This is a genomic window from Campylobacter pinnipediorum subsp. caledonicus, assembly GCF_002022005.1.
Taxonomy (GTDB): Bacteria; Campylobacterota; Campylobacteria; order Campylobacterales; family Campylobacteraceae; genus Campylobacter_A; species Campylobacter_A caledonicus.
Window position 1 is genome coordinate 368,418 of sequence record NZ_CP017258.1, and the last position, 11,319, is coordinate 379,736.

Sequence of the window (11,319 nt, forward strand, 5' to 3'; positions counted from 1 at the left end):
GATTTTTGAGTAGTTTTAGCCACTGCGTAGGTATGTGTGGTGGTTTTTTGAGTTTGCAGTCTATCGCCGTGCAAAAAAAAGATATACTTTCATCATTTTTACTAAGCCTATCATACCACATCGCAAGAGTCATTTCATACTCATTGCTTGGAGCTATATTTGGTGCTTTTGGAGGTGTATTTGCTATCTCTTCAAACTCTAGGGCTTTACTCTTTTTTATTGTAGGTGTCTTGCTTGTGCTTTTAGCCACCGCGCTTTGGGTTCGTGGTGGATTTTTACACCTTATAGAAAATGACAAAATTTCAAGGCTAGTAACCAAGAGTATATTTGCACTAAGCAAAAAAGGCTTTATAGGCTTTGCTATTGCTGGATTTTTAAACGGTCTTTTACCTTGTGGTTTGGTTTATTATTTTCTTGCTATGTCTATCGTAAGTGACTCAGCCCTGCAAGGTATGCTTATCATGTTTGTATTTGGATTAAGCACTTTGCCGAGTATGTTGGGTGCTGTTACACTTTTTGGCTTTATCTCCGTGAGATTTAAACAGATGATGTTTAAGGTATCACTTGCTATCATAATGATAAACGGAGTTTATCTAGCATTTTTAGGATATACGGCATATGGATGATATAAAAGATAAATTTGAACAGTATCAATACGCTATAGAGGCAAGTAACATAGTATCAAAAACAGACATGAACGGTATAATAACATTTGTAAACGATGAGTTTTGTCAGATGAGTGGATACACCAAACAAGAGCTTATAGGTAAAAATCACAACATAGTAAGGCATCCGGATGCAAGTCAAGATGTGTTTAAAAACCTATGGGATACGATACTGTCAAAAAAAGTCTACAAAGGTATAATCAAAAACCTCACAAAAGGCAAAAAAACCATCTATCTGCACACCACTATATCGCCCATCCTAAACTCAAAAGGCGATATAGAGGAATTTGTAGCTATAAGGTACGATACTACTAAGCTCATAGAGCTAAATGAACAGCTTATATCGCAAGAACAAGAGCTAAAAAAGCTAAATGAAAACCTAGAAATGATAGTCCAAGAAAAGACAATGGAGTTAAGGGTCTTAAATGAAAATTTGCAAGATATCATAAAATCCGAAGTAGCTAAAAACGAAGAGCAAACAAAAATCATACTAACTCAGTCTCGCCTGGCATCTATGGGTGAGATGATAGCAAATATCGCTCATCAGTGGAGACAGCCTCTAAACGAGCTTAGTATTACACTTTTTAAAATGAGTAAGGATAAAAATAAATTTAACGAATCCTATGAAAAATGCAAAAACATCATAAAAAATATGTCAAACACGATAGAGGACTTTAAAAATTTCTTCTCCACAAGCAAAGCACCAGAAGCATTTTTTATATCTGATGCCTTGCATGATTCTATTATGATGCTTCAAGGGACATTTGAGAAAAAGCAGATAAATGTATCTATAAATACCGAGTTTGATACAGAGATCTTTGGCTATAAGTCCAAACTAACACAAGTCATCATAAATATACTAAACAACGCCAAAGATGCCTGTGTAGAGCGAAATATAAAAAACAAGCAGATAAAGATAACTACATCACAAGAACAAGACCTAGCCGTCATAAGCATATGTGATAATGCGGGCGGTATAAGCGATGATATCATAGATAAGATTTTTGAGCCTTATTTTACTACAAAGCACTCATCACAAGGAACGGGCATAGGGCTTTATATGTCAAAGCTTATCATAGATAAATTAAAAGGTGTTATAATGGTAAAAAACAAAGACAATGGAGCTTGCTTTAGCATAAAAATACCAATAAAAGGAGAACTTAGTGAGTGAAATTTTACAAAATTTAACAATACTTTTCATAGAAGATGAAAACGAGACAAGAAAACTCATGGAAGATGTCTTAAAAGATGAGTTCGCTAAAGTCATAGTTGCACAAAACGGCGATGAAGGTCTTAAAAAATTTAAAAAATACACCCCAGATATGGTAGTAAGTGATATAGCTATGCCTATACTAGATGGGCTTGATATGTCAAAAGCTATCAAAGAAATATCACCAACTACACCTGTAGTGCTTCTTTCAGCATATAGTGAAAAAGAAAAACTCCTAAAAGCCATAGAGCTAGGTATAGACAAATATATCCTAAAACCTATAGATGTGGATGAGTTTTTACTATCTCTAGCTCACATAGCAAGTTCTAAAATAAGCTCTACATGTATAGTAGATATATCAAAAGAGTATAAATTTGATAAAACCAAACGAATACTTATAAAAAAAGACAAAGAGATAACTTTGACAAAAAAAGAGCTAGCTTTTGTATCTCTGCTAGTAAAAAGACTAGGTACTGTTGTGCTACACGAAGAGATAAAAGATGTAGTATGGATAGGCGAGAGTGTCACCGAAGCAGCCATCAGGACCTTTGTCAAAAGGATACGCGACAAGACTGATGAGCGCTTTATCAAAAATGCCCCAGGTCTAGGATATAAAATAGATATAAGATAATCACTATTTTATCACTTCATGATATATTTTATACTTTGGAGTGATATTACTTTTATTTCACCAATAAATTATTAAATAAAGCTAATTAAATTCAATTTTTAAGTTTCTATTTATATGGGGGGGGGTATACTTAATAAATTAATTTTTTATTTAAAGGAGTAGAAATGAAAATTTCAAAGATTGTAAGCGCTGCTATACTTAGTGTTGCTGTAAGTAGTGTTGCTTTTGGTGCCGGGGGAGGGGCGGTAACAACTAATTCTATGCTTGATTTTTTTAATACCGCAAAAGATGAGTTAAATAATATAGCTAAAAATAAAGCTGGCTTAGCAGATGATTTATCAGTTATCAATGATGATACTGTAAAAAATGCATTTAAAAATATTTTACTTAAAGCAAAAGGTTTAACAATTTCAGCAGAAGGCTTTAATATTGAAAATTTTGCTACAGTTGGTGACAAACAAGTTGGTTTAAAGTTAACTAAGCAAGCTTCTAAACCCATGCTTGAAATTTCATACGATGGCAAAAAAGACGTTTTAAGCTTAGGTGCTGATGATGCTTTAACTTTTAACCCTAGACAATTAGATAAAGTAACCCCTAGTCTTAAAAATTTTCATCAACAAACTGAAATAACTCATGATGCTGATATAGAAACTGATATAGCAAATAACACAAAAAATAAAACAATGTTTGATTATGTAAAATTGATAGGTTCAGGAACTAGTGAAGTATTTGATTATTTAATCAAAAACAATGAAAACTTAGGAAACAATATAAATACAGAAACAAAAAATGCAATAACACAAAATGCTCACCCACATTTACAAAAAATAGCAAAAATACTTAAAGCTGCTAAAGAAGCAAAAGATGCTGGAAATCAAACAGTGGATTTTAAAGATATAGGTATAATCCAAGATAAATTTAAAATATCTATTGATACAACAGATAAAAATAAACCTAAACTTAAGATAAAAGACACTCATGGAATTATACATGGAGAAGATGTTTTTACATTAGAAGACACAACTTTAAAATATGAAAAGAATACAGCAGGAAATGTATGGAATCATATGCTTCTAAATTTTAAAGCTGATGGTGCTGATAAAAAAGTAGTAGAAGCATTAGGAGATAATGGAGCTATTGGTCAACAAAAAAAAGAAGCTGATAAAACAAAAGCAAAGGCTTTATTAAGAGAAGCTATAAATGGTGTTTTAGAAGATAGTATAATAGAAAAATTAAAAACTTATGATACCAACCAAGATGCTGCCACAAAAGAAAAGATAAAAAATATCTTAACACTAGCTAAAAATGAAAAGCTTACTTTTTTGGATAATAATGGTATTAGTCACGAATTGCAATTGGATAACGGTAAAGCCAAAATTGTATTAAAGAGAACAAATAGCAATGTTGAATTTGATATAATTTATGATCATGATGAAGCTGGTGAATTACAAGAAACTGCTCAAAATACAAGTAAATTTATACTAAATAATAACAGTATAGAATACACTCCAGCTCAAGAAGCAGGCGATAAACTAACAGATTTCGCTAAACTTGATCAAATTAAAGATAAAATTAAAGCTGCTTTGAGTCAAGGAACTCATTTAAATTTAGATGAAGCTGCAATAACCAAAGCCAAAGCAAAAGCCAAACTCTATGAACTTCTAAAAAAAGACTTGCCAACATTACTTTCTAAAGAAAAAATAGATAATCTTATAAATGCAGGAACTACTGGTATAGCAAATACAGAACTAAAAGCAATAGTAGATGAAGCAAAAAAATTACAAGAAGATGTAACTGCAACTATAAATGGTGTAAATAATGAAAATATCACACTAAAAATAAAAGCAGATAGCACTATAGAAATTTCAAAAGCAGATGGTAAAAAAGACACTATAACATTATTGGCTGATAATAAATTCAAAGTTGAGACCAATAGCAAAGTCGCAAAACCTGTTTTACAAGAATTAGCAGAAATTAAAAACACATTAGGAGAAAATCCATTTAATGCTGCTATAGAAGAAGCAAAAAAGAAGATTGTAAAAGAGGGAGATCATGTTTTAACTTCAACAGAAATAGATAACAGACAAGCATTTTTAGATGCTGTATATAAGAATGATAATGATAATGCTTTAAAAACTATTTTAGCGGCAATTAGTAATCAAGATCTTACAACAGCTAATACAGATGAAGCTATTTTAGCTAAAATTCAACAAGCTGGTCAAACTAAAATCAAAGATATCCTTACTAAAGCAAAAGATGTTGTTGAATATGTTAAGTCATTAGCACTTACTGCAACAATAGGTGGTGCAACTGTAAAACTAGAAATACTAGAAGGTAATAAACCTGCTTTAACTATAGAAAAAGATGGTAAAACAGACACATTTAAGCTTTCAGATAATAACAATGGTCAATTAGAATATACTTCAGCTAAAACATCTACAAAAGACTCTGTATTACACCTATTATCAGGCTTTGATCCTACAAACCTAAATGCTACACTTTCAGTTTTTATAGCTAAAAATGGTGGAGAAATAACAGCTAAAGAAATAACAGCTGGGAATATAGACAGAATAGAAGATACAGCCGATGATAAAGAAAGAGACCTTAAAGTAGCACAAGCAACACTAGCAGCTATAAATGCAGGTGAAAAAGCTACTGAAGAAAAAGTAAAAACTTTAGAAACTAAAGTAGCAGCAGCAAACAAAGCTAAAGAAGCAGCAGAAGCAGCAGCTCAAAAAGCTAAAGAAACAGCAGATCAAGCAAATGCAACACAAGAACAAAAAGCAGCAGCTCAAAAAGCAGCAGAAGCAGAAGCAGAAGCAGAACTAGCAGCAGAAGAAGCTAAAGCAGAATTAGAAATAGCTAAAGAAGCACAAACAGCAGCTAAAGCAGAAGATGTAACAACACCAGAAAAAATAGCAAAAGCTAAAGAAAAAATAACAAAAGACATACAAGCTAAATCTAAACAAGTAGATGTATTAAATGATGCTTTAGCAGAAACTAATGTTAATACAGTTAAAGCCGTTAATGAGCTAAAAGAAAAAGAAAAAACATTAAAAGCAAAAGAAACAGAATATAAAAATGCAGCTGAAGCACAAAAAGCTGAGAAACTAAAAGCACTTAATGAAGCTAAAAAAGAAGTAGCAGAAGCTAAAGAAGAAGTAGGTGAAGCTAATGCTGATCGTGCTAAACGTGCAACTAGAAAGCTAGATAATACAAATAAAAGTATAGCAGAGTCTTTAGGTGATATATCAGCAGATAATGAAGTGTTAAATAAACTATTCTTAGATGGTAATACTAAAAAAGAAGATATTGTTAATATAGTTAAAAATGTAACAAGCTCTGTAACAACATCAGTTGATTCAATGGCTAAAATATCTAATGTAGATATCGTTAAGTTTAATACAGATCTTTCAACCTCTACAAGACTTGCAAGTCTAAGCAACCCATTCAATGCTGATTTAGCATTAGCAAGTGCTATCAGACATTTAAAAGATGATAGCTTTGCAAGTAGTGATGACAGTGCATTAAGCAACGTAGTAAGAGAATACACAGATAGATTTAACTATGACAATAACCTATGGGGAAGTGTCTTAGGTGGTAAGACAAGTGTTAAAAATGGTGCAAGTCCAAAAATCTTTGGTGTAACTCTTGGTTATGATAAGAGATTTGATAATATGATAGTTGGTACAACTACAACTTATACTCAAACAAAAGCAGACAAAAGTGATGTTGAGTTAAAAGGTAAAAATATCCAATTAGGTCTTTATACAAGAGGATACTTTGATGAAAATGAAGTAGATGCAAGAATCAACTTTAACTTTGGAGATAACAAGGTAAAAAGAACAACTAGCATAGGTAAAACTGATGGTAAGTTTGATTCATTTGCAACATCTTTTGATCTAACTTATGGTCGCATATATCAGTTAGATAACGATGTAATGATCAAACCACTTGGTGGTGTTGGATATACATATCTAAAAACAAAATCATTTGCTGAAAAAGGCGAGGGCGCTTTATCATATAACTCTATAACAACAAAAGTAGCTAACTTAAAAGCTGGTGTTGAGTTAAGAAAATATGTTGAATCTGGTAAATACTTCTATATAACTCCTGGCGTAGAAAGAGAGATATTTAAAAACGTTAAAGATCCTATAGTTAAATTTATAGGAGCAGATAATGGCATTAAATTAGTAGGTGATGATAAGAAAAATACTTACTTTACTTTACAAACAGGTGCTAATTTCAACCTAACAGATAGCTTAAGCACAAATATAAACTTTGGAACAAAACTAGGTTCTAAAAATAAGTTCTATAACGGAACTATAGGTGTTAACTATAAGTTTTAATTAGCTAAGTAACCACACAAAGATACTCAAACAAGTATCTAACCCCCCCCCTTTTTTTTTAAAAAGTAAAACTTAAAGGGGGTATAACTATTGCTAGTTTAAAAATCAATGAATTTCTTAAAGATTAAGAACTTTTTAATATAACTGAATTTACAATAATCCTGCATTTATATTTTAAAAGGAGTAGAAATGAAAATTTCAAAGATTGTAAGTACAGCTATACTTAGTGTAGCTGTAAGTGGTTTCGCTTTTGGTGCTGAAAATGGGGGGGGGGTAGCGACTAATCCTACACTTGATTTTTTTAATACCGTAAAGCAAAAATTAGCAGATATAGCTAAAAATAAAGAAAGCTTAGCAAATGATATATCGTCTATACATGATGAGACTGTAAAAGGTGCATTTAAAGATATTTTAGTTAAAGCAAAAGGTTTAACAATTTCAGATGCTGGTTTTACTATTGAAAATTTTGCTACAGTTGGTGACAAACAAGTTGGTTTAAAGTTAACTAAGCAAGGTCAAGGAAATGCTTCTAAACCTATGCTTGAAATTTCATACGATGGCAAAAAAGACGTTTTAAGCTTAAATGATAGTGATGCTTTAACTTTTAACCCTAGAATATTAGATAGAGTAGATCCTAGTCTGAAGAATTTTAAGAATCAAGAAAATATAACTCATGATAATGGCATAGAAACTGATAGGGAAAATAATGCAAAAAATAAAGCAATGATTGATTATTTAAATCTGATAGTTTCAGAAACTGATAATGTATTTGATGAATTAATCAAAAATAAAGCAAATGAAGAAACACCAAATGCAATAACACAAAATGCTCACCCACATTTACAAAAAATAGCAAAAATACTTAAAGCTGCTAAAGAAGCAAAAGATGCAAAAAATGATAATGTAGATTTTACAGATATTGGTATAGGTGAAAATGATAAATTTAAAATATCTATTGATACAAAAACAGATCCTACTAAACCTAAGCTTATTATAAAAGACACTCAAACTACACAGGGAACAGATACGTTGATATTGGATGGAACAACTTTAAAATATGAGAAAAATAAAACAAAAAATGTATATATCCCTATACTTCTGGATTTTAAAACTGATGATGCTACTCAAAAAGTAACAGAAGCTATCACACCAAAAAAAGCAGAAGCTGATGTAGCTAACGCAAAGGCTTTATTAAGAGAAGCTATAAATGGTGTTTTAGAAGAGGGTATAATAACAGAATTAAAAACATATGATAATTCTCAAGAATCAAATGCAAAAACAAAAATAAAAGAAATATTAACAAAAGCTAAAGATGAAAAGCTTGATTTTTTAACCGGTAAAGGTATTGATAGTGGTGATTTAGCTTTGGATGAAGGACATGCTAAAATTATATTAAAGAGAAAAAGCACTAATAATATTGAGCTTGATATAATTTATGATCATGATGGGAATGTTTTAGAAGAAGGTAGTGAAAGTGTAAACAAATTTGTGCTTAACGGTGAAGAATTAACCTATACTGAAGCTTCCGAAGAAGGAGATAAGCTAAAAGATTTAGCAAATGTTGATGATATTAAAACTAAAATTGAAGGTGCTTTGAATAAAGAAGGTGGTAAATTAAAATTTACAACCGACGAAATAGCCAAAGCCAAAGCCAAAGCTGATCTTTATCAGACTTTAGTAACTAATTTACCGAAAGTGCTTACTAAAGATAAAATAGATGAGCTTATAAAAGCAGGAACTACTGGTATAGCAAATACAGAACTAAAAGCAATAGTAGATGAAGCAAAAAAATTAGACACAGATGTATCTGAAAATATATCATTAGGAGATAATAAAAATATCACTTTAACATTAAAAGCAGATGGCACTAAAATAGAAATTTCAGCATCGAATGGTAAAAAAGATACCATAACATTGAGTGGTAATAAATTTAAACTTACTACAGATAACAAATTTAATTACAGTGTTTTAGAAGAGTTAGAAGAAATTAAAAACACATTAGGACAAGAACCATTTAAAAAAGCTATAGAAGCAGCAAGGAATAAGATTCCAAAAGAAAAAGGTCAAGTTTTAACTCAAGACGAAGTAAATAAAAGAAAAGCATTTTTAGATGCTGTATATAAGAATGATAATGATAATGCTTTAAAAACTATTTTAGCGGCAATTAGTAATCAAGATCTTACAACAGCTAAAACAGATGCAGATATTTTAGGTAAAATTGGTGAAGATGGTAAAACTAAAATCAAAGATATCCTTACTAAAGCAAAAGATGTTGTTGAATATGTTAAGTCATTAGCACTTACTGCAACAATAGGTGGTGCAACCGTAAAACTAGAAATAGTAGATGATAAACCTGCTTTAACTATAGAAAAAGATGGTAAAAAAGACACATTTAAGCTTTCAGGTGATAACAATGGTCAATTAGCATATGAATCAGCTAAAACACCTACAAAAGACTCTGTATTACACCTACTATCAGGCTTTGATCCTACAAACCTAAATGCTACACTTTCAGTTTTTATAGCTAAAAATGGTGGAGAAATAACAGCTAAAGAAATAACAGCTGGGAATATAGACAGAATAGAAGATACAGCCGATGATAAAGAAAGAGATCTTAAAGTAGCACAAGCAACACTAGCAGCTATAAATGCAGGTGAAAAAGCTACTGCAGAAAAAGTAAAAACTTTAGAAGAAAAAGTAAAAACTTTAGAAAAAGCTAAAGAAGATGCAACAAAAGCTAAAACAGAAGCAGAAAAAATAGTAACAGATGCAGGAGAAAAAGCAACACAAGAACAAAAAGCAGCAGCTCAAAAAGCAGCAGAAGCAGAAGCAGAAGCAGAACTAGCAGCAGAAGAAGCTAAAGCAGAATTAGAAATAGCTAAAGAAGCACAAACAGCAGCTAAAGCAGAAGATGTAACAACACCAGAAAAAATAGCAAAAGCTAAAGAAAAAATAACAAAAGACATACAAGCTAAATCTAAACAAGTAGATGTATTAAATGATGCTTTAGCAGAAACTAATGTTAACACAGTTAAAGCTAATGATGCACTAAAAGAAAAAGAAAAAACGCTAAAAGAAAAAGAAACAGAATATAAAAATGCAGCTGAAGCACAAAAAGCTGAGAAACTAAAAGCACTTAATGAAGCTAAAAAAGAAGTAGCAGAAGCTAAAGAAGAAGTAGGTGAAGCTAATGCTGATCGTGCTAAACGTGCAACTAGAAAGCTAGATAATACAAATAAAAGTATAGCAGAGTCTTTAGGTGATATATCAGCAGATAATGAAGTGTTAAATAAACTATTCTTAGATGGTAATACTAAAAAAGAAGATATTGTTAATATAGTTAAAAATGTAACAAGCTCTGTAACAACATCAGTTGATTCAATGGCTAAAATATCTAATGTAGATATCGTTAAGTTTAATACAGATCTTTCAACCTCTACAAGACTTGCAAGTCTAAGCAACCCATTCAATGCTGATTTAGCATTAGCAAGTGCTATCAGACATTTAAAAGATGATAGCTTTGCAAGTAGTGATGACAGTGCATTAAGCAACGTAGTAAGAGAATACACAGATAGATTTAACTATGACAATAACCTATGGGGAAGTGTCTTAGGTGGTAAGACAAGTGTTAAAAATGGTGCAAGTCCAAAAATCTTTGGTGTAACTCTTGGTTATGATAAGAGATTTGATAATATGATAGTTGGTACAACTACAACTTATACTCAAACAAAAGCAGACAAAAGTGATGTTGAGTTAAAAGGTAAAAATATCCAATTAGGTCTTTATACAAGAGGATACTTTGATGAAAATGAAGTAGATGCAAGAATCAACTTTAACTTTGGAGATAACAAGGTAAAAAGAACAACTAGCATAGGTAAAACTGATGGTAAGTTTGATTCATTTGCAACATCTTTTGATCTAACTTATGGTCGCATATATCAGTTAGATAACGATGTAATGATCAAACCACTTGGTGGTGTTGGATATACATATCTAAAAACAAAATCATTTGCTGAAAAAGGCGAGGGCGCTTTATCATATAACTCTATAACAACAAAAGTAGCTAACTTAAAAGCTGGTGTTGAGTTAAGAAAATATGTTGAATCTGGTAAATACTTCTATATAACTCCTGGCGTAGAAAGAGAGATATTTAAAAACGTTAAAGATCCTATAGTTAAATTTATAGGAGCAGATAATGGCATTAAATTAGTAGGTGATGATAAGAAAAATACTTACTTTACTTTACAAACAGGTGCTAATTTCAACCTAACAGATAGCTTAAGCACAAATATAAACTTTGGAACAAAACTAGGTTCTAAAAATAAGTTCTATAACGGAACTATAGGTGTTAACTATAAGTTTTAATTAGCTAAGTAACCACACAAAGATACTCAAACAAGTATCTAACCCCCCCCCTTTTTTTTTAAAAAGTAAAACTTAAAGGGGGTATAACTATTGCTAGTT

The 11,319-nt window shown here is 31.2% G+C and carries 5 protein-coding genes; all 5 read left to right on the top strand.

The genetic code is table 11. The features are described 5' to 3' along the window. Positions 1 to 32 precede the first annotated feature (32 nt). The 5 genes from CPIN18021_RS01975 (at position 33) to CPIN18021_RS01995 (ending at position 11,220) form a co-directional block, all read left to right on the top strand. Entirely contained in the window at positions 33 to 626 is a 594-nt protein-coding gene (locus tag CPIN18021_RS01975; RefSeq protein ID WP_236844873.1) for a sulfite exporter TauE/SafE family protein, read from the top strand. Then, positions 619 to 1,836: a PAS domain-containing sensor histidine kinase gene (locus CPIN18021_RS01980; RefSeq protein ID WP_078422939.1), complete on the top strand. Its 1,218-nt coding sequence runs from the start codon at positions 619 to 621 to the stop codon at positions 1,834 to 1,836. The genes CPIN18021_RS01975 and CPIN18021_RS01980 overlap by 8 nt, the downstream gene beginning before the upstream one ends. Continuing rightward, on the top strand, positions 1,829 to 2,506 hold the full coding sequence (locus CPIN18021_RS01985) for a response regulator transcription factor (RefSeq protein ID WP_078424295.1): 678 nt from the start codon (positions 1,829 to 1,831) through the stop codon (positions 2,504 to 2,506). The genes CPIN18021_RS01980 and CPIN18021_RS01985 overlap by 8 nt, the downstream gene beginning before the upstream one ends. 164 nt (positions 2,507 to 2,670) lie before the next feature. Then, positions 2,671 to 6,855 carry an autotransporter outer membrane beta-barrel domain-containing protein gene (locus tag CPIN18021_RS01990; RefSeq protein WP_078424296.1) on the top strand — a complete coding sequence of 1,395 codons (4,185 nt, stop codon included), beginning with the start codon at positions 2,671 to 2,673 and terminating at the stop codon, positions 6,853 to 6,855. 189 nt (positions 6,856 to 7,044) lie between these two features. Beyond that, entirely contained in the window at positions 7,045 to 11,220 is a 4,176-nt protein-coding gene (locus tag CPIN18021_RS01995) for an autotransporter outer membrane beta-barrel domain-containing protein (RefSeq protein ID WP_078424297.1), read from the top strand. The last annotated feature ends 99 nt before the right edge of the window (positions 11,221 to 11,319 follow it).